We start from the raw sequence: 20,932 nt of genomic DNA, 5'->3' as shown, positions 1-20,932 counted from the left end.
GAGGCGATTAATTAAACTTACGCCATAGTAGCAAATTCGGTTTAGTTTCGGCACCTTTCTAGATCAAATGAGTTCTAGAGACTCACTAGGCTTTACGATAGAATTATTGCCCCAGAATTTCGGACCTGCCAAAAATGAAACTCAATCCAAAACAAGATGAAGCGGTTAAATATATCAGTGGCCCTTGCCTCGTTTTAGCGGGCGCAGGCTCAGGTAAGACGCGCGTAATTACCAACAAAATTGCTTACCTTGTGCAACATTGTGAATACCAAGCGAAAAACATTGCTGCGGTAACCTTCACCAACAAAGCAGCAAAAGAAATGCGCGAGCGTGTAAGTCAAACGCTCGGCAAGCAAGAGGCAAAAGGTCTATGGGTTTCTACCTTTCACACCTTGGGTTTAGAGGTCATCAAAAAAGAGCTTAAAACACTGGGATTTAAACCTGGCTTTTCATTATTTGACGATCAAGATACCCACCAACTTTTGGCAGAGTTGACCGAAAAAGAATTAGATAGGGATAAAGATTTACTGAATTTGCTGAAGATGCAAATTGGCAGTTGGAAGAACGAGCTTATTTTACCTGAGCGCGCTATTCGCGAAGCCCGAGAACCACAGAAAGCCTTATTCGCGCAACTATACGCCCGTTATGCGGTGCAGTTACGTGCATATAACGCGTTAGATTTTGATGACTTAATCATGATCCCTACTTTATTGTTGGCGCAAAACCCGGATGTAAGAGAGAGTTGGCAGGCGCGTTTTCGTTATTTGCTGGTGGATGAATATCAAGATACCAATACCAGCCAGTATCAGCTAGTTAAATTGCTGGTGGGTGAGCGCGCGCGCTTTACCGTGGTAGGCGATGATGACCAATCGATTTATTCTTGGCGCGGGGCGAAGCCGCAAAACCTGGTTTTGTTGTCGAAAGACTTCCCTGGATTACGTTTGATTAAGTTGGAGCAAAATTACCGAAGTGCGGGTCGAATTCTAAAAGCTGCGAATATTTTGATCGCTAATAACCCTCATGAATTTGATAAAAAGCTGTTTAGTGAACTCGGTTATGGTGACCCAATTCGAGTGATAGCGACCAAAGACGAAGAGCACGAAGCAGAGCGCGTAGTAGCTGAAATCATCTCCCATAAGTTTATGAAGCGTACCAGCTATAAAGATTACGCCATTTTATATCGCGGGAACCACCAAGCGCGAGTGTTTGAAAAAGCCCTAATGAGTAACCGCATTCCTTACAAAATAAGTGGCGGCATGTCGTTTTTTGCACGCAGTGAAATTAAAGACATCATGGCGTACTTACGTTTGTTAGTGAATCAGGACGACGACAACGCATTTTTACGTATTGTGAATACACCAAGACGAGAAATCGGCCCGGTTACGCTCGAAAAGTTAGGTAGCTTAGCGAACGAAAAACACATCAGTTTATTCGAAGCATGTTTTCAGCCAGAACTGGCAAGCCGACTAGCGGGGCGTGGCTTTAATGCGCTGATGGGCTTCGCTCGTTGGGTGGTTGAGCTATCAGATAGGGCAACGCGTGGAGATACGCTCGAAGCGGTGAAAGACATGGTACGTGAGATCAATTATGAAGCGTATCTATATGAGTCATCGCCTAGCGCAAAAGCAGCAGAGATGCGGATGAAAAACGTCTCTGAGCTATATCGTTGGATCACCGATATGTTAACGGGTGATGCAGACAACCCGCCGATGACTTTACCTGAAGTAGTCAGCAAACTGACACTCCGCGATATGTTAGAGCGTAACGAAGAAGAAGACGACAGCGATGCGGTGCAGTTATTAACGCTGCATGCCTCTAAAGGTTTGGAATATCCGCATGTCTTTATGGTGGGGATGGAAGAGGGCTTTTTACCGCACCAGACCAGCATTGATGAAGACAATGTAGAAGAAGAGCGCCGTCTTGCCTATGTTGGTATCACCCGTGCGCAGCAAACTTTGACCATGACTTATGCGAAAAACCGCCGTCAGTTTGGGGAAGTATCGACGCCCGAGTTGAGTCGTTTTGTGCAAGAACTACCGCAAGACGATTTACAAATTGAAGGTCAGAAGAAAACCGTGCAATCGCAACAAGAGCGTATGCAATCAGGCCAAGCACGCGTTGCAAACTTACGTGCTATGTTAAAGCGATAAGGGTCTAGAAGAGCGTTCTAACAAGGTGTTACCAAGGCTTTTTTTATCGTAATTCACTTGCTTTCCAAAGAATAATTGCAAGCCGTGGTTTTCTAATAAGGTTCTGAAATTTAAAATAGCAGGGCCTTTTGCAATGACTTTACATTGACGTATTTTCGTGACGGCCAACACACCTTGCAATTGAACTTCGTAGCAGGGCTGTTGTAGAACACGTTTGCTGAACGTGGAGCTTAACAACAAATAGCTGAAATCAATTTTACTAATTAGGCTTAAATCACAACGATCTTTACCAAAATCAGTTAAACCTACAACAAACTCCATTTGGGTCAGTGTTTCTAAATTTTGAAGTTGGGTATTAGAAACAAACCTCAGTTCTTCTTCACTAAATAGTAAACACACGTTGTGAGAGTGTTGCTTTAGCAAATGACATAAATGTGAAAAGTTATCGTTTTCTAACAATACAGTAGCACTGCTAAACAACAATTCTTGTTGATGAGTTTCGCTAAGTACTAAAGCTTTTCTAAGAAGAGCAAACTCTAAGTCAATAAGCTCACTTTTCTCTGCGGTAAACTTTTTGAGTACTTCAAAGCTAGTGCTGCCCAAAATGGGATGATCACCAAATATTTCAAGTAATTGTAGTTGTACCTTGTTATTAGAGAAGTCGACCACATCAGTTGAGCGAAAGTGTGTAGATAAACTACTTAGATTATGTTGTTCTGTATCTGCTTTATTACTTGCGCTGCCAGCAGTTAGTAACGGGTGATAAAATTCATAGCGACCTTTACCTGCATTTTTAGCATAATACATAGCTGCATCAGCATCGCGAATTATTTCATCTATGTGTTGATAGCGTTTGTTTGAGTAGGTGATACCAATACTGGCACCACTGTAAACTGTTTGTCCTTTCATAACGAAAGGCTGTTGCATGACTTTGATGATACGCTTAGCAACATCCTCGGCTTGTTGTTTATCACTGAGATGATCTAATAAAACAACAAACTCATCCCCAGCAAGACGAGCAAGTAAATCATGATCTCTAATACATTCTGAAAATGCTTTGCTCACCCAAATTAAAAATTGATCCCCAGCTTGATGTCCAAGTTCATCATTAATATCTTTAAATTTATCTAAATCAATGAATAAGACTGAAAAATTGTAATCAGGATGTCTTTGATACTTATTTAATGTCTTTTCTAACTGGGTTAAGAATAAACTACGGTTAGGTAAACCAGTTAATGGGTCATGATGTGCATCATGGTAGAGCTGCTTTTCGACTTTTTTACGCTCTTCAATTTGCATTTGTAAGTGCAAATTACTTTGCTGTAATGCCTTAGTTTTATCAGCAACGCGCTGTTCTAGTTGTTGGTGACTTTGCTTCAGTGCTTGGTTTGCAAGATGAGTTTGAAGTACAGATGCGATTTGGTTTGAAATGAATGAAATAAGTTCTAAATCTTCATGGGTAAACTCGTACTGATCATCATAAGCTTGACAAGCTATTAGACCGATAACACCATTCGCGGTTTTCAGTGGTGCGCCCATCCAGCTACTTGCTGGCTTCTGACTATCATCATCAATTCTTATCACAACCCCTTGCTGAATGAGTTGTTGTGAACGCGCACTATTAATAAGCTGACTTCTTTCTGTGCTGATCACAAGTTCACTATATCCACTAGCAAAGGGTCGAGGACAATAGTCACCTACTTCATCAATACAATAAGGGAAACTTAACCAATTGGACTCTTTATCATATAAAGCAATATAGAGATTATCGGCAAAGATAATTGAGCGAATAATACGGTGGACTTGTTTGTAAACGTCATCAATATCAGTAAATTGCGTAGCGAGTTCAGAAATCTTGAAAAGAATCTGCTGTCTATCTAGTGCGCGTTTACGGTTCTCAATTTCTTTATTTAGCGCTTCATTACTTTGCATTACCGCACGAGTGCGCATTTTCACTTCTGATTCAAGTAACTCTCTTTTTTTTACACGCTCAATAGCGGTACCTAAATAAAGTGAAATAAATTCAAGGAGATCAACTTGATGTTCGTTGTATGCGAGTGACACATCGTAACTTTGCGTTACCATTACACCAATAATTTGTTGGTTTTGTTTAATTGGTACACCCAACCAGTGCTCAGCCGGTGTGCCAAGCAGTTTAAATTGTTCTTCAGCACTTAAACGAGCCATATCATGTTTATCTATATGGACTGTTTCACCTTTTCTAAAGGTAAAGCCTGTAATTCCTTCAGAGAAGTGATGAGATTCTTGAATAGGAACTGAAATTCCATCTTTTTCATCAACGAAATACGATAGCTCTAGGGATTGGGTATATTGATTTTGTAAAACAACATAGAAGCTGTTGCTCGGTAAATATTGTTTTAGAATTTCATGAATAGCAGGGTAAAGCTGCGTTAGCTCTGCAACAGTATTAGCCAGCTCAGACAATTGTATGAGAGCGTGCTGTAGTTGGTTTCGCTGCTTGTATTTTTGTAAGAGCTTATTGAGCTTCTTATTTTTATACGAGGCGCGATTAGCTAAAGTTGCGGGATCTTCCAATGATTTTACCCAGTTATTATTAATCTTGCTTATTTATTAAACGTATAATTTCACTTTTGCAGAAAGGGGTCAAGGGGAAAATAGGGAACAAAAAGGGGAGTTGAGAAAAATTGAATTTAAATGAGAGGTGATAGACACCTCTCATTAAAAAGTATTATTTTTTAGTCATGAAATCAACGGCTGCCGCAATCTCTTCATCAGAACAATCCATACATGTACCGCGAGGAGGCATTGCATTAAAACCATTAATCGCATGCTCTACTAATAACTCACGCCCTTTGGTTAAGCGCACTGCCCAATCGTCCGCTGTTTTTGGCGCGCCTAATGCACCAGTTCCGTGACATGCAGCACAAGAAACTTGATAAACTTGTTCACCAGAACGAGGGCCAGTTGGCGCTGCTGGTGCAGCAGCTTGTGCACCTGCTAAGTATACAGAACCTACAGGGGCTAAACGTTTTTTAATGGCTTCTTCAGTTAAAGCATTATCAAAAGGTTGTGCGTAAACAGTTGTTGATAGCAATAATAAAGCTGCTGAAAGTTTTTTCATTTGTCTTGCTCACTTCGTTGGTGATGTGCTCAATCACGATAGATGACGGAATAATCACGCGATTATAACGCCACCTATTGATTTATAAAACGTTAACTTGGCAAATTAGACTAAAAACTGATTATTTTTTGCGTTAACGCAATTTTAGTCACTGGCTTAGAGCGGATTAAGCTAACTCTACAAGTTTGGCCATGGCTTTTTGAATACCTGCGGATGCCTCTGAAATAGACTGAGCAAGCATGTAGGCTGGCGTACTAATTACCTTTTGAGCTTCATCAATAACAATGTCATCAACACTACAATTAATATGTTCAGCACCTAATGCAGACATAGCAGCTGCGGTATCTGCGTCATTGCCAATGGTTGCTTTGATGCCTTTAGCATGTATATGGCCAACCAGTGCAGGTGCAATACAGACATAAGCGATAGGTTTATTTTGTTGATTAAATTCCTCGCAAGCCGACTTTAATGAAGCAAGAATAGTTGAATCACCGCCTTTAAACGCAAAGTCACTTAAGTTTTTCGCTACGCCAAAACCACCAGGGATCGCGAGTGCATCAAAGTCATTTGCATTAAGCGTCTCAAGGTCATGTATTTCACCTCTCGCAATCCGTGCAGCTTCAATAAGTACGTTGCGCTTTTGGTTCATTTCTTCGCCGTTAAGATGATTAACCACATGGTGTTGATCAATATTTGGTGCGAAGCATTGGTAGCTTGCTCCTGCCATTTCTAAATGCAACATAGTTAGAACAGACTCATGGATCTCGGCACCATCAAACACGCCACAGCCACTTAGTATTATCGCGACTTTCTTCATGGTTTTTCCTTCTTTAAAGTTGATAAATCTATTTATATTGAAAGTAGTGTATGTTCAGATCAAAAAATTATAAAGGATCTTGTTTGATCTCTGATCAAATCTTGGTAGTATGTCTGCCCGCTTTGGAAGAGTGGTAAATAATAACAGTGGCAATGACCGCCAATAAATTAGCTTTTCCACATTTCGCTTTATATTTCTGTTTAAGCGCAAAATGTTAAACCCCCTTAAAATCAAAGGTTTTAGGGCTGTTTTCTCGATCTTGAAATTTACATCCTGAATATTTACATCTTTATCTACAAAGTTATCCACAGATTGTTCTACTTCTAATAGGCTTTATCTGGACATAATTACTCGAGTTATCCGCTTGCTTATGGCATTCTTACTGGGTTTTTAAAAGTTCATTTAGGATCCACTAAATTATGTCTCAGATCCCCGAAAATCCTTTGATCTTGGTCGATGGTTCTTCTTATTTATTCCGTGCGTATCATGCTCCACCGCATTTAACCAATTCAAAAGGTGAAGCGACGGGTGCCATCTATGGTGTGATCAATATGTTGAAGAGCCTGGTTAGGCAATTTAACCCGAGCCATATGGTTGTGGTATTTGACGCCAAGGGTCCGACATTTAGAAATGAAATGTACAGCGAATATAAAGCGCACCGCCCGCCGATGCCTGATGATCTGCGTACGCAAATTGAACCGATCCATGAGATCATCAAAGCGATGGGTTTACCTTTAGTCAGTATCACAGGCGTTGAGGCCGATGATGTGATTGGTACTTTTGCGCGCATTGCGTCTGAGCAACAGCGTCATGTGTTGATCAGTACGGGCGATAAAGACATGGCTCAACTCGTGAATGAGCATGTCACCTTAATTAATACCATGACTGACACCGTACTAGATCCACAAGGGGTGGTTGATAAGTTTGGTATTGGTCCTGAGCTTATCATTGATTATCTAGCCCTGATGGGTGATAAGGTCGATAACATCCCAGGTGTACCTGGTGTGGGTGAAAAAACTGCACTGGCTATGCTGCAAGGCATTGGTTCTATTAAGTCACTCTATGAAAGACTAGATGACATTGCGGGTCTTGGGTTCCGTGGTTCTAAAACCATGTCCAAAAAGCTAGAAGAACATAAAGCGCAACTAGAACTGTCTTATGAATTAGCGACCATTAAATTAGACGTTGAAGTAGAGCAAAACCTAGAGACTTTCGCGATTGCCGATATGAATAAAGATCGTTTGATCGAACTTTATGGGCAATGTGAATTTAAGCGTTGGCTCAGTGAGTTACTCGACGGAAAAGAAGCGCCTAAAACTGCAGCAGAGCAAGCACAGCCTGAAGCGAAAAAAATCGAAGCACATTACGAAACCATTTTAACTGAAGCTCAGTTAACCGCTTGGGCCGAAAAGCTTAAAAGTGCAGAGCTAATAGCATTTGATACCGAAACAACCAGCTTAGACTATATGCAAGCTGACTTGGTTGGTATGAGCTTTGCCGTGACAGAAGGGGAAGCTGCTTACTTACCGATTGCGCATGATTACATGGGCGCACCGGAGCAACTTTCGAAAGAGCTAGTATTCGACGTATTAGGTCCAATTCTGGCTGACGACAGTGTGAAAAAAGTGGGCCAGAACCTTAAATACGATAAAAGCGTATTAGCTAGAGCTGGTTTAGAACTGAATGGCATCGCTTTTGATACTATGCTTGAGTCTTATGTATTTAATAGTGTGGGCACACGTCATGATATGGACTCGCTGGCACTAAAATATTTAGGCCATAAAAATATCAGTTTTGAAGAAATTGCCGGTAAAGGTAAAGCGCAACTTACATTCAATCAAATTGAGCTAGAGAAAGCTGCACCTTACGCCGCAGAAGACGCAGACATTACATTACGTTTGCATAATCAACTTTGGCCTATGCTGAAAGAGCAATCAGAGCTGCTCCCTGTATTTAACGACATTGAACTGCCGTTACTATCTGTGTTATCAGATATCGAGCGCACCGGTGTGAAAATTGATAGCCAAATGTTGGCCGAGCAAAGTGTCGAAATCGCTGCGCGACTAACTGAGCTTGAAAAAGAAGCGTACGAGATTGCAGGGGAAGAATTTAACTTAAGTTCGACTAAGCAATTACAAGCGATCTTATTCGATAAGCTTGGCTTGCCGGTATTGAAGAAAACCCCTAAAGGTGCCCCTTCAACGGCTGAAGAAGTACTGCAAGAATTAGCACATGATTATCCGTTGCCGAAACTTATCATTGAACATCGTGGTTTAGCTAAGCTTAAGTCTACTTATACTGAGAAGCTGCCTAAGCTTGTGAACCCTGAAACGGGTCGTGTGCATACCTCTTATCATCAGGCTGTGACTGCAACAGGCCGTCTAAGCTCAAGCGATCCAAACTTACAGAATATTCCAATTCGTAACGAAGCTGGTCGTCGTATTCGTCAGGCATTTATTGCCGATGAAGGGCACGTGATCTTGGCGGCGGACTACAGCCAGATTGAATTGCGTATTATGGCGCACTTGTCACAAGATGCCGGTTTATTGAAAGCATTCGCTGAAGGTAAAGACGTACACAGTGCAACGGCTTCAGAAGTATTCGGTGTTCCGCTTGAAGAAGTCACCTCGGACATGCGTCGTAAAGCAAAAGCGGTTAACTTCGGTTTGATCTACGGCATGAGTGCCTTTGGTTTAGCGCGTCAGCTCGATATTCCACGTAATGAAGCACAGCATTATATGGATAAGTATTTTGAGCGCTTCCCGGGTGTACTCGAATATATGGAGCGAACGCGCGAAGAAGCGGCTGAAAAAGGGTATGTCGAAACGCTATTTGGCCGTCGCTTGCATTTGCCAGATATCAAGGCAAGAAATGGTGCGCGTCGCAAGGCGGCAGAACGCGCAGCGATCAATGCACCAATGCAAGGCACCGCTGCTGATATCATCAAAAAAGCCATGCTGAAAGTGGCGGATTGGCTCGCTACACAAACGACCAATGACATCAAACTGCTTATGCAAGTACACGATGAATTAGTATTTGAAATAGCGAAAGATAAAGTTGACGCGTTTAGCGAACGCATTTGTTCTTTAATGAGCGAAGCGGCCAGTTTAGATGTGCCATTGTTAGTTGAAGCTGATTACGGCGATAACTGGGAACAAGCACACTAATTAGCTTACTAGAACTTTAAAAAAGAGGCTTTATGCCTCTTTTTTTATGTCTGAAGAAAATAGAGCAATTAAGTTAGTGCTCAGATATAGCGGGGCTTACAAGGGCTATAAAGTAAAAAAAGCGTAAACTTAGACAACAGAATGTTTAAAAAATATCAAATTGGCCTAAGTTTTGCTTTTTAGCATTTATTTTTTTGTATCCATTTGTTACAGTGCGCGCGTCCTCATCCTGTAGGACATCCTGTTGATGATGTATCTCTCGCAAGAAGATACAGAGTATTGATAGCTTCTCCCCAGAATTGCTATAGCGGCCTTCCTAGTTTTCGAGGGCCGTTTTTTTCTTGGCGACTTTTATTCTTTTTAATTCCTTCATAATTCTTCGACAGTTACACTGTACCGTTCTGACATTAATTCAATTTTTGCGAAATCGGTTTTCAAATTTATACCGTGATACCAATACTCTTAATAAAGCGATCTATTTTGAGGCAAAGAAAACTCGTTGCTAGCAAGGCGAAAATTTTGCTGTTTAGTTGTTCTAAATAAGAAATTTTCAACGTGGGTAGCATCAGTTTTAATCCCTGAAAATGATTGAGGATTGGTATAATCCGCTAACAAATAATTTTAGATAGGACTCGTCATGCTTAAACCTTTACTTCTTTCTCTGTCTTTACTGTCGACTCAAGCATTTGCAGCCTGGCAATTAGATAATGATGCAAGCCAACTGAGCTTCACTTCTATTAAGAAAAACAGCATTGCTGAAAACCATCATTTTGGAAAACTTGCAGCGCAGATAGATGACAATCAATTAAGCATGGTGATTGAGTTGGCGAGTGTTGAGTCGCTGATCCCTATTCGTAATGAGCGCATGCAAAAAATGTTGTTTAATGTCGCGCAATTTCCTAAAGCTGTGATTGAAGCCGATTTAGTGCCGTATTTAGGCAGCTTAAAATTAGGCCATCAAGTACTAAAATCAGTACCAGTGACACTTAACCTGCATGGTCAAAAGCAACAGCTCATGTTAGACCTTGCGGTTGTGCAAACGGCAAGGCAATTAATCGTTAGCCCGACTAAAGCTGTTTTAGTGAATGCCGCTGATTATAAACTTGAACAGGGTATCGAAGCGCTGCGTAAAATTGCAGGGCTAGATAGCATTGCGAAATCTGTACCTGTGACCTTTACTTTGGTATTTAACCAGCAAGATTTTTAGTTATCCCGAGCACCTGGTTAGATAGAAATGCATAGCCTGAATGAATTACAAGCGGCGTTACTGACGCCGCACGCGCCAACCGAAAAGTGGCCACAACAAACTTGCAGTAGCGGTGATATTCGCATTGATAAAGAAGGGCGTTGGTACTATCAAGACTCCGAAATTAAAAGGCAGGCACTTTGTCGGTTATTTGCCAGTGTATTGCAGTGTCAGAATAGTGTTTATACCGTTACAACACCTGCAGAACAATGTGAGGTCGATGTAGAAGATGTGCCATTTATCATTGTTGGTTGGCGAATAATAATTTCAGAGCAAGGTAATGTAATTGTTTGCCAAGATAATCTTGAACGAGAATGGCCAATATTGGGTGAATTTGAAATCGAAATTCGTTTATATCAAGGGCAAGAAGTACCTTATTTAAAGTTGAACTATGGCTTGGCGGCGAGGGTAAATAGGGCGGTTTATTATCAGTGGGCAGAAATCGCTGAGCAAGATAACAAAGGTCTTTATCTTAACTCAGCGGGACAGTCATATTATCTGACTTAAAATACTTATTCAGAGTCTGGCTGCTCAGGCTCTGACTCTGTTTCAACGTCATCTTCAGGCTTATAAGGGCCTAAGTACCAGTCATCAAGTTTCCAAGCTAGCTCTTTTAAGCCAATGCCTTTTAATGAAGAGAAAGCACACACGGTAATGTCTGCGTCGAGTTCAGCTAATTTCTTTTTAATCTGAAGCACTTCAGCTTTACGCTTACCTTGCTTTAATTTATCTGCTTTGGTTAATAGTGCCAATACTGGGATTTCTGAATCGACCGCCCAGTTAATTAGGTCCATATCCAAATCTTTAAGAGGATGGCGAATATCCATGAGTACAACGATACCTTTGAGGCTCTTTCGCTTTTGTAAGTATTCGCCTAGCGCGCGTTGCCACTTTTTCTTCATCTCTAATGGGACTTTTGCAAAGCCATAACCCGGTAAATCGATTAAACGTTTCTCTTCATCTAATTCGAAGGTGTTAATAAGTTGCGTTCGACCCGGTGTCTTACTGGTTCTTGCTAGCTTTTGATCGGTCAGTGCATTTAATGCACTTGATTTACCCGCGTTCGAACGGCCAGCAAATGCGACCTCAATACCAGAATCAATTGGTAGACGGCTGATATCTGGTGCACTGGTAATAAATGTGGCTGTTTGGTATTTCATACGTGACTTGATCACGGGCTCTCCTGACAGATTGAAGATATTAATTGTGCTATTTTATACCAGTTAGTTATTTGGCAAAAGCAAGCATTTACACTTGATATAGTGATTACAGTGGCTTTTTATTGATTTTTAAAATTAATCTAGGTCAAAACCCTATAATTTATAAGTCTAATATGAGTAGAAAACGTGCCAGAAAAAATTAAATCGTGTAGAATAGCCAACTAGCAAAGTAAAAATAGCATTGATTTTTCCCTAGCAACCCTGAAAATAGGCGTTTCAACTGCTAGGTATTAATTACAGGGTCGGAAACAGAGAATTTACCATGAAAAAAATAGCATTAACTTTAACAATGTTGCTTGGTAGCTTGTCAGCGAGCAACGCACTAGCATTTGACGGCGATGCCGAAGCAGGTAAAGCGAAAGCTGCTACTTGTGCCGCGTGTCACGGCCCTGATGGCAATGCTCCTGTAACTATCTATCCAAAAATTGCAGGCCAACATGCAGATTATATCTATAAGCAGCTGAAAGAGTTTAAGCTTGGTATGACTTCTGGTGGTACTGAAGGGCGTATGGATCCAGTGATGAGTGGTATGGCTATGCCACTATCAGATCAGGATATGAAAGATTTATCTGCTTATTTCGCGTCATTGTCAATGAGTGCAGGCACAACTCCTGAAGATGTTGTGGTTGTAGGCAAAAAGCTTTACATGTCAGGTGATGCTGAGCGTGGTATTCCTTCATGTGCAGCATGTCACGGACCAAGAGGTAACGGCACGTCATTAGCTAACTTCCCTAAAATCTCTTTCCAGCACCCTGAATATATCAAAGCACAGCTTGAAAAATTCCGTGATGGTAAGCGTAATAATGACATGAATGGCATGATGCGTGATATTGCTTCAAAGCTAACTGATAAAGATATTGAAGTCTTATCTAAATACTTAGGTGGCTTGCACTAATCGCTAGGCTACTAAAGTAGTATAGTTTAGATATCTTTCTGATAATAAACTATATCTTAGTCAAAAGGCAGCACTGGCTGCCTTTTTTGATCCCTGATTGTTTGTTAGACAATTCCTACCAATAGTGTAAGACATTTGCCATTCCATCCTGTGAGACTTTACTTAATTTCATCCTTTTTTATATTCTATGCTGTTGTTTTTTATGGTTTTCTTAATGGTTAATAAACTTTTTTTTAAAAAAATGTTTATTAACCAGTTGTAACGAAATTATTAAGGAGTAGATTACTACGTGTTGCCAAGACAACAAAACAAAACGGAAACATCGCAACTGGAAGCGTAGGCAGCAATAGTTAGTACTAACTTGGTACTCTATGGATGAACAACAAAGCGTTAGGAAGACCGAAAATAAAAAATAGTCTCATGGAAGTATAAAATAAAAACAATATGGACTATGTATGGAAGCACTAATAAAAATACGGATAGTAAATAAAAATAATAATAAGGCTTAAAAAAGTCGAAGGGAGAAGTGTCCAAGTTTGTGACGCTCAGATTAGATAGGCGGTAGAGAGCAATCTCTGCCGCCTTTTTATTTGTGCCGCGTTGCTTTGCTGGTACAATAGCCGACCAATTCTAAAGTCGGTATCTTATTTATCATGTCAGTATGTGGTTTATGTGGCTCAGAGGAGTTACAGCCTTATCACCAAGATAAACGTCGCCGTTATATACAATGTACGCAGTGTGCACTTGTGATTGTTGATGAGCGAGATCGTTTATCTTCTGAAGATGAAAAAGCCATCTACGATACTCACGAAAATAGTTTACATGATGAAGGTTATCGCCGTTTTTTATCTCGAGCTTTTGAACCGACGATAAAAAGAGTACCTTCGCGCAGCAAGGGCTTAGACTTTGGTTGTGGGCCAGGGCCTTTATTGGCAAAAATGTTTAAAGAAGTAGGCTTTGAAATGGCTTGTTTTGATTTGTTTTATGCAAACGAGCCTGAAGTGCTGACTAGAACGTATGACTTCATAACGTGCACAGAAGTGATTGAGCATCTATCTCAGCCCGGCGAAGTGTTAGCAAAATTGTTATCACTACTTAATGCTGGCGGTCCTTTAGTATTGATGACTAAACTGATTATTGATCAAAATCGGTTTGCTCAGTGGCACTATAAAAATGATTTAACCCATATCGCATTCTTTAGCCGTGAAACATTTGACTATGTCGCGGCGCGCTTTGACTGTCAGGTTGAATTTATCGGCAATGACGTCATTGTATTAACTAAGTCGAAAAAGTAACGACAGAGAAGATTTATGACTAGAAAGAAAAAATCACGTAAGGTAGCTCAAACGGGTACCCCGCGTTTAAGTAAAGAAAAGCTATTAGAGCTACGCGCTCTAAAAGACCAGCGCAAGAAAAAGTCTAAGGGCGCTAAAGCTGGGTCGCGTAACGCACCAGAAGTGCTCAAAGAAGACAAGCAAGTAACTACTGGCTCGAGCAACAAAGATAAGCGTTTAGGTAGTAAAAAGCCAATTAGCTTGAAACCAGAAGTGGTAAAGCCTGAATCAGCTGAGCCTAAGATGATGCGTCACTTAAAGCCTCAGGTTGAGTTAAAAGAAGTGAAGCCATCACTCACACCTGAGCAAGAGTTAGAGCAGCTTGAGAATGATCCACGCCTAATGAAGCTACTGGAGCAGCATGAACGTGGTGAGTTGATCACAGGTAAAGATGCGAAGTTCTTCAATCGCTCAGTAGCACGCCACCAAGAGCTGTGTGAGCTACTCGGTATTGATGATGAGTTTGAAGAAGACGACATCATTGAAGATGATCCATTAGAGAACTTCATGTCAGACGATTTGGCTAATGAGTGGTTTGATGACGACGGTGAAGAGGAAGAGTATAAATAATGGCAACTGAGTGGATCATTGCACTGGTTATTGGTGCACTTATTATTGCTGGTTTATCTTTTTATGCAGGTAAGCTGATTTGGCAAGTGAAAGCTCAAAATGAACTCATTGCCAAAAAACGTGCAGAACATGAAGCTGAGCAAAAGAAAAAGCGTCAAGAGCGTAATGCCAAGCTTGCTGACAGTATTAATCTTATTGCTAAAGCAATGAATCAAAAGCAATGTGAGTATTCTGAAGGGTGTTTGCGTATATGGGTTCTTATCTCTCAATATGGCTTTGAGAAAGAAGTTAATCTAGAAGAAACTTACCCGGGCATTCATCAAATGTATGAAGTGGTAAAAGACATGCCGACACACGATGCACGTAAGAAGTACTCTAGAAAAGAAGTCTTCAAAATGGACACTGAACGCTGGCGTGCTGAAGAGCGTCTTGAGAAAGATATTCTTAAAGATTGTGAGCAACTGATTAGCGAGTTCCAAGCCTTACCTGGCAGTGAAAATGTGGTATTCCAGTAATCACTTTAAAAAGTAAAAGAAACGCGACCAAGGTCGCGTTTTTTGTGTCTGTTCCTGTAATGATATAAACTAAAAAGAAAAAGTATAAATATGGATCATTTAGCACGACTTTATTACTTTCGTTATTTTCGCCAGCTTATAGAGCTTAAACGCTTTGTGAAAATCAACCCCAGCTTACTTCCGCTCATTGCTTATCTCATCTCAAGTGCAGCCGGTTTATTCTATTTAACGAATTTGTTAGCTTATTTTGGTTTTGATGGTCTGCAACATATTCGACTTGGGGACTTCTTTACAATTATCTTTTCAAGTTTAGGTTTAATGTTAACTTTCGTAGGCATTGTTATTTTTTGCATTTTTATCATCCCCTTAGATAAAAAACTAACAGGCATCAGATTCCTTGGTCTTGGTAAAATATTCTTCAAAATGAATCTCCCTTTTTTGAAAGCACCTTTACTTTCAGCTTTTTGCTCAGCTCTAATTGCTGTATTCGTCAATGCCTTTACTATCGCTAAAATTGATGCGAGTCATATAAAAAACAGTCAGGAAGGTTTTGTGACTGTGAGTTTTAACTACCCTGTGAACTGGCTTGGTAAAACGACAACCAAACTGGAAGAGGCTAAAATAATTGCAAGCACAAGTTACTATGCATTTATCTTTCATCAAACCACCAAAAAATCTGTCGTTGTACCATTAAGTAATATCGCTACAGTATTCAAAGCACAGCCAAAAGGACATTAAAGTGAATAAAATTACCTCGGATATCGCTTATTTAGATTGGTTCAAGCGTTCAAGTCGTAAGCTATTCGAGTTTCTATATTTTCAACCCGGTTTGGTATTATCGATCCTTTACTTGATTATGAGTCTGAGTGGCTTACTGTATTTGTTTGTATTAGGCAGAGAGTTTGGCCTAGAAATTGTTAAGTATCTTGAATTAACTGACTTTTTGATGACCTTTCTTGCTACGCCCAGTATTCCTCTTGCGCAACTTGTAGCAATAACACCTACATTTATTGCTTTTTATTTTAGTTTTAAATTTGTAGAAAAAGAAAAACAAAAGCGGGTAGCCTTAACAGGTTGGAAAAGCTGGCTGCTAACTAATCGACTCTTTTATAAGATCAACCCACTGGTTTTGGTCTTATTTACGACACTATTTCTTCCGCCAATTTTGTATGCCGGGCTTTTTGCAAAGGATGAAGCACAACGTATCATTTCAAGTGAAGGAGAAAGATATGATTTGGACTTGGTCAATCCAGTAATTGTTCATAAGAAAATTATACTTGAAATTAAAGAGTTAAGCGTAATAACTGAAACAGAAAGGTTTATATTCTTTTACTCATCAAACCAAAAGCAATCTTTGATTGTGACTAGAGATAATATTGCAAGCATGCATATTACGAGTCAAAACCCTGATAACTAATATTTCACCTCTCCCTTTGTGGATTCTTGATGTTACTAGCTTTAAAGAAGCGTAGTGTTGTTAGAGAGTGAAAGTCGTATCTCACACTGTTGACATCAATCCGCAATAACACTTAATCATTTTGAGGGATTAAACCTTACGATAGCAGGATGCGTTAGCGGTGCTACTAACAAGATTTTCTTACCTCAAAATAGAATACCTAGCTAAGCGAGCTGGTATTAGTCTTGCGAAGGTATAGAAATATGTTAAGTAGAAATGAAAAGGTACAAAAAAACGCCCAACGAGGGGCGCTTTTGATAAAGGAATTGGTTGTGCTAATTAGCCGCGAGGACCAGCTTGCTTAATCGCTTCTGATACATCGTACTTCTCAAAGTTAGCTTGGAAGTCAGTTGCTAATTTAGCTGCGTACTCAGCGTACTTCTCTTTGTCTTCCCAAGTATTAATGGGGTTAAGAAGTTCAGTTGCAACACCAGGTACTGCTACTGGTACGTCTAGGTTTAGTGACTCGATGTGTTGAGTTTCAACATCAGCAAGGTTACCAGATACGATTGCATCAACAACAGCACGTGTTGTAGGGATGTCAAAACGCTTACCAATGCCGTAAGGACCACCAGTCCAACCTGTGTTAACTAGGTATACTTTCGCGCCAAATTCACGCACACGCTTCATTAGAAGCTCTGCGTAAACGCCAGCTGGACGTGGGAAGAATGGTGCGCCGAAACAAGTTGAGAACGTTGACTCGATGTCAGACGTTGAACCGATTTCAGTTGAACCTACCTTCGCTGTGTAACCACTTAAGAAGTGGTAAGCCGCTGCTTCTTCAGAAAGTACAGATACTGGTGGTAATACACCACTTACGTCACATGTTAAGAACACTACTGCTTTTGGCTCACCAGCACGGTTTTCAACTTTACGCTTTTCAACGTGCTCTAGTGGGTAAGCTGCACGCGTGTTTTGCGTTAGGCTTGTGTCGTTAAAGTCTGGTACACGGTTTTCATCTAGTACTACGTTTTCTAGAATTGTACCGAACTTAATTGCGTTCCAGATAACTGGCTCGTTCTTTTGCGAAAGGTCGATACATTTAGCGTAACAACCGCCTTCGATGTTAAATACGCTGCCTGGTGCCCAACCGTGCTCGTCATCACCGATAAGGAAACGTGTTGGATCTGCCGATAAAGTTGTTTTACCAGTACCAGAAAGACCGAAGAATAGTGCTGTGTCGCCAGCTTCACCAACGTTTGCACTACAGTGCATTGGTAAAACACCTTTTGCAGGAAGTAGGAAGTTCTGCACAGAAAACATCGACTTCTTCATTTCACCGGCGTAATGCATACCTGCCAGTAGTACTTTGCGCTGTGCAAAGTTTATGATAACTGTACCATCGCTGTTTGTGCCATCACGCTCAGGGTCACATACAAATGAAGGTACATTTAAGATCTGCCACTGAGGTAAATCTGATGCATTGTATGATTTAGGTTCAATAAACATGTTCTTAGCGAAGATGTGGTGCCATGCTGTTTCAGTTGTTACAACAACTGGAAGGTAGTGTTCAGGATCTGCGCCTACTTCTAGGTGAGAGACGAAGTGGTCATTTTCCTGTACGTGTGCTTCTACACGTGCCCATAGCGCATCAAACTTTTCAGCATCGAAAGGACGGTTAACATTGCCCCATTGGATTTCAGTTTCGGTGCTTGGCTCTTTAACGATAAAACGATCACTTGGTGAACGACCTGTACGACGGCCTGTTTTAGCTACGAAAGCTCCATTTGCGGCTAAAGTCCCTTCGCCACGGCTAATTGCGTGTTCGACAAGTTCAGCTGCAGTTAAATCGACAAAACGAGTAGCGCTTGATGTCATGTTATTACCTAAATGTGAGAATTGAACGGGATAGCTCTGAGTTCTTAATACTCTTAAGCTGAAATTATAGTAACAGATGAAATTGAGATATTCGAGCTTTTGGAAGGGGGAAAAACGTATAAATTTGTTAAAAAACTTGAATAATTTCAATGATACCGGTGTCATAAAAAAGTCAGTTTCAATGACACCGGTATCATTTTTTAGCCATGAAAAAACCGTCAAAATGACGGCTTTTCAGGATCTGACGAGTCAATACAACTTTTAGTTAAAAATCGCTTTGATTTCTTGTTCGTTAAATCGGTAATTTGTCAGACAGTAATGGCAGCTAATGTTTACTGCACCTTCCTCTGCTACCTGAGCCAGTAACTCATCTTGACCAACATTAACCAGCGCATTAATCGTCTTGTCACGGCTGCAGCCACACACAAAGTTGATCTCTTGTGGTTCGAATAGCTGTGGATTGTCTTCATGATAAAGACGAGTCAGAACAGTTTTAGCATCTAAATCCAGTAGTTCTTCGTCTTTGATGGTGTTACTTAAAGCCTCTAGGTGGGCAAAGTCTTGCTTTGACTTCTCTTTGTTTACAGGTAATACCTGAAGGAATAAGCCTGCTGCTTTTAAGCTCTCACCAGAAGTCTTAGTGGCAAACCAAAGGCGAGTTTTCAGTTGTTCAGATTGTTCAAAGTAATCTTCTAAGCATGCAGCTAGGTTATCAGAAGTGAGAGGTACTATACCTTGATAACGCTCACCCTTAGTTGGCGTTATCGTGATCACCATATAACCTTTGCCCATCAGATCTTGGATACTATTACCTGTGATCTCACCTTGCATACGGGCAATACCACGCATATTTTGATTATGCTCCCCATTGATAACAGCATACTTTACCGGACCATCACCTTGCAGTTGCACCGCAATATCACCTTCAAACTTAAGTGTAGCGGTAAGTAAACTGGTGGCAACAAGCAGCTCTCCCAGTAATTGCTTCACTGGCTCTGGGTAATCATGTTTACCGATAATGTCATTAAACGTTTGCTCAATTTGTACCAGTTCACCACGAACGTCTAACTGGTCAAAAATGTAACGGTGTAATAAATCTGATTGCATTTATAAAATCCTAGCTTGATTTTAACTTTAGTAATTCGCGACGTTGTTTTTTATCCGGCTTGGTTTCCGGGCGCGGCGCAAAAAAGCTGTTATTCTTTCTAGCGATGGCATTTTGCTCTCGCTTTTCTATACTGTGCTCAGCTTCTTCATATAATAGCTGAGCAAGTGGCGAGGCCTGACGCTTGTCATAGACCTTTAAAATCGTCACTTCTTTTTCTTCATAACCCTGAGCCAGGTTGACAGTCGCACCAATTTCAACCGTTTTACTGGGTTTACAGCGCTGACCGTTATAGTGTACTTTACCACCTTGGATCATTTCTCGAGCTATGCTGCGAGTTTTATAAAATCGTGCAGCCCAAAGCCACTTGTCTAAGCGAACAGCTTCGGTTTGGCTGTTTTGTTCGGGAGATTGTTTCTTCACAACGAGAATACCATCAAGGATTGAGGGATTTGTGAGGTGAAATTTATCATATATTAGAGTCCAACAAAAGCGGGCGCTGTTCACCCTCCCTTCAATGTAATGTGGTTAATCTTACGTAATACAAGTGTCACAAAGTTTCACATTTGCACGCTTGTTGAATTAATTTCGTCGCGGTACACTTGGCTGCTCAACAGAATAAGAAAAAGTCTCATATGGAATTACAATTACAACAGTTGACGAGCATATTTCAGAAGTTGCCTCATGCCAAGCTGAGTCGTTTGGTGGTTGTACTGACTGTTGTATATATTGCTTATCTATCAGCTCAGTTGGTTTGGCTATTTTGGCCGCAGCCGCAAAGTGCAAACCTTCCTCAGTTATCAAGTTCAATCAATAGCAAAACGAATAGCGTTAATACCCAAGCAATTATTCAACAAAACTTATTTGGTGTTGCCAACGCAAAGCCAAAAGAGCCAGTAAAGCCTGTGTCTCGAGTATCTGATGCGCCTAAAACAACGTTAAATGTGAAACTGACGGGTATTGTCGCTGTGAGTTTAAATGACACCGCAGGGTTAGCAATTATTGAATCGCAAGGCCGTCAAGAAACGTATGAAGTAAAAGATGTTATTACAGGTACGCGTGCTAAGTTAGCGCAAGTATTACCTGATCGGGTTTTGCTTGATGTCAGCGGTCGCTTTGAGACTCTGATGTTAGATGGCCTTGAATATACTAAACAGGTCGCGATGCCAGTTTCGGGCCCGAGAGAAGCACGCCCATCACCAAAAAAAGCCGATATCGATAGGGCTGAGCTTGCTCAACGTCGCAAAGAGTTATTAAAAGAGCCAGGAAAGTTACTTGATTACATTCGCATTTCTCAAGCTAAAAGAAATGGCGAGTTGATTGGCTACCGCTTAAGTCCAGGTAAAGATCCTGAACTATTTAAAAAAATGGGTTTAAAGAATAATGATTTAGCCATTGCTATTAATGGTTATCAATTAACGGATATGAGACAGGCAATGACGGCCATGCAGGAGCTGAGAGAAGCCACTGATGCCACCATTAGCATTGAACGTGACGGTCGAGTAATCGACGTACAATTTAGCCTGTAAGCACAAT

At 40.8% G+C, this 20,932-nt stretch carries 18 protein-coding genes; 11 read left to right on the top strand and 7 right to left on the bottom strand.

The genetic code is table 11. From position 1 onward, the window contains the following. Window positions 1-134: 134 nt before the first annotated feature. Window positions 135-2,150 carry a DNA helicase Rep gene (gene rep / locus CWB72_RS07595; protein WP_138630351.1) on the top strand — a complete coding sequence of 672 codons (2,016 nt, stop codon included), beginning with the start codon at window positions 135-137 and terminating at the stop codon, window positions 2,148-2,150. On the opposite strand, the gene CWB72_RS07590 is transcribed toward rep, so the two are convergent. The 3 genes from CWB72_RS07590 to elbB all read right to left on the bottom strand — a co-directional run bounded on the left by CWB72_RS07590 (window position 2,139) and on the right by elbB (window position 6,070). Further along, entirely contained in the window at window positions 2,139-4,706 is a 2,568-nt protein-coding gene (locus CWB72_RS07590; RefSeq protein WP_138630349.1) for a sensor domain-containing diguanylate cyclase, read from the bottom strand. The two genes, rep and CWB72_RS07590, sit on opposite strands and share 12 nt — an antisense overlap. A 154-nt stretch (window positions 4,707-4,860) precedes the next feature. Further along, window positions 4,861-5,253: a c-type cytochrome gene (locus tag CWB72_RS07585; RefSeq protein WP_130254395.1), complete on the bottom strand. Its 393-nt coding sequence runs from the start codon at window positions 5,251-5,253 to the stop codon at window positions 4,861-4,863. 166 nt (window positions 5,254-5,419) lie between these two features. After that, entirely contained in the window at window positions 5,420-6,070 is a 651-nt protein-coding gene (gene elbB / locus CWB72_RS07580) for an isoprenoid biosynthesis glyoxalase ElbB (RefSeq protein WP_138630347.1), read from the bottom strand. Window positions 6,071-6,489: 419 nt separating this feature from the next. Here elbB and polA point away from each other — a divergent pair, with 419 nt between their 5' ends. From polA to CWB72_RS07565, 3 genes are all read left to right on the top strand, one after another. Then, a complete protein-coding gene (polA, locus tag CWB72_RS07575; RefSeq protein ID WP_138630345.1) occupies window positions 6,490-9,237 on the top strand; it encodes a DNA polymerase I in 2,748 nt (915 codons plus the stop codon). Between the two features lie 637 nt (window positions 9,238-9,874). Beyond that, the gene (locus CWB72_RS07570) at window positions 9,875-10,444 is read left to right on the top strand and encodes a YceI family protein (RefSeq protein WP_138630343.1); all 570 of its coding nucleotides are present in this window, start codon (window positions 9,875-9,877) and stop codon (window positions 10,442-10,444) included. A 27-nt stretch (window positions 10,445-10,471) separates the two neighbouring features. Beyond that, on the top strand, window positions 10,472-10,990 hold the full coding sequence (locus CWB72_RS07565; protein ID WP_138630341.1) for a DUF1285 domain-containing protein: 519 nt from the start codon (window positions 10,472-10,474) through the stop codon (window positions 10,988-10,990). A 5-nt stretch (window positions 10,991-10,995) separates the two neighbouring features. On the opposite strand, the gene yihA is transcribed toward CWB72_RS07565, so the two are convergent. Further along, window positions 10,996-11,658, bottom strand: a complete 663-nt coding sequence (gene yihA, locus CWB72_RS07560) for a ribosome biogenesis GTP-binding protein YihA/YsxC (RefSeq protein ID WP_138630339.1) — start codon at window positions 11,656-11,658, stop codon at window positions 10,996-10,998. A 307-nt stretch (window positions 11,659-11,965) separates the two neighbouring features. Between yihA and CWB72_RS07555 the strand changes: the two genes are divergently transcribed. The 6 genes from CWB72_RS07555 (at window position 11,966) to CWB72_RS07530 (ending at window position 16,434) form a co-directional block, all read left to right on the top strand. Next, window positions 11,966-12,598, top strand: a complete 633-nt coding sequence (locus CWB72_RS07555; RefSeq protein ID WP_130254401.1) for a c-type cytochrome — start codon at window positions 11,966-11,968, stop codon at window positions 12,596-12,598. A 653-nt stretch (window positions 12,599-13,251) separates the two neighbouring features. Beyond that, window positions 13,252-13,893: a class I SAM-dependent methyltransferase gene (locus tag CWB72_RS07550; RefSeq protein WP_130254402.1), complete on the top strand. Its 642-nt coding sequence runs from the start codon at window positions 13,252-13,254 to the stop codon at window positions 13,891-13,893. 15 nt (window positions 13,894-13,908) lie between these two features. Next, window positions 13,909-14,502, top strand: coding sequence for a Der GTPase-activating protein YihI (gene yihI / locus CWB72_RS07545; protein WP_138630337.1), 594 nt, complete (start codon window positions 13,909-13,911; stop codon window positions 14,500-14,502). Next, on the top strand, window positions 14,502-15,017 hold the full coding sequence (locus CWB72_RS07540) for a DUF2489 domain-containing protein (protein WP_130254404.1): 516 nt from the start codon (window positions 14,502-14,504) through the stop codon (window positions 15,015-15,017). Before yihI ends, CWB72_RS07540 begins: the two co-directional genes overlap by 1 nt. Window positions 15,018-15,107: 90 nt before the next feature. Then, window positions 15,108-15,755: a hypothetical protein gene (locus CWB72_RS07535; protein WP_138630335.1), complete on the top strand. Its 648-nt coding sequence runs from the start codon at window positions 15,108-15,110 to the stop codon at window positions 15,753-15,755. A 1-nt stretch (window position 15,756) separates the two neighbouring features. Continuing rightward, complete coding sequence (locus CWB72_RS07530) at window positions 15,757-16,434, top strand: hypothetical protein (RefSeq protein ID WP_138630333.1); 678 nt, start codon at window positions 15,757-15,759, stop codon at window positions 16,432-16,434. Window positions 16,435-16,752: 318 nt separating this feature from the next. Here CWB72_RS07530 and CWB72_RS07525 read toward each other — a convergent pair whose 3' ends face one another. The 3 genes from CWB72_RS07525 to hslR form a co-directional block, all read right to left on the bottom strand. After that, entirely contained in the window at window positions 16,753-18,291 is a 1,539-nt protein-coding gene (locus CWB72_RS07525) for a phosphoenolpyruvate carboxykinase (RefSeq protein ID WP_058031243.1), read from the bottom strand. A gap of 261 nt (window positions 18,292-18,552) precedes the next feature. After that, the gene (gene hslO, locus CWB72_RS07520) at window positions 18,553-19,398 is read right to left on the bottom strand and encodes an Hsp33 family molecular chaperone HslO (protein WP_138630331.1); all 846 of its coding nucleotides are present in this window, start codon (window positions 19,396-19,398) and stop codon (window positions 18,553-18,555) included. A gap of 10 nt (window positions 19,399-19,408) precedes the next feature. After that, window positions 19,409-19,819: a ribosome-associated heat shock protein Hsp15 gene (hslR, locus tag CWB72_RS07515; protein ID WP_138630329.1), complete on the bottom strand. Its 411-nt coding sequence runs from the start codon at window positions 19,817-19,819 to the stop codon at window positions 19,409-19,411. A 212-nt stretch (window positions 19,820-20,031) separates the two neighbouring features. On the opposite strand from hslR, the gene gspC reads away from it, so the two are divergent. Beyond that, window positions 20,032-20,925 (top strand): type II secretion system protein GspC, encoded by an 894-nt coding sequence (gene gspC, locus CWB72_RS07510; protein WP_138630327.1) that lies wholly within the window; start codon window positions 20,032-20,034, stop codon window positions 20,923-20,925. Window positions 20,926-20,932: the final 7 nt, after the last annotated feature.

The sequence above is a fragment of the Pseudoalteromonas phenolica genome (assembly GCF_005886345.1).
GTDB classification, from domain to species: Bacteria; Pseudomonadota; Gammaproteobacteria; order Enterobacterales; family Alteromonadaceae; genus Pseudoalteromonas; species Pseudoalteromonas phenolica_A.
This window is presented reverse-complemented; position numbering and strand designations above follow the sequence as displayed.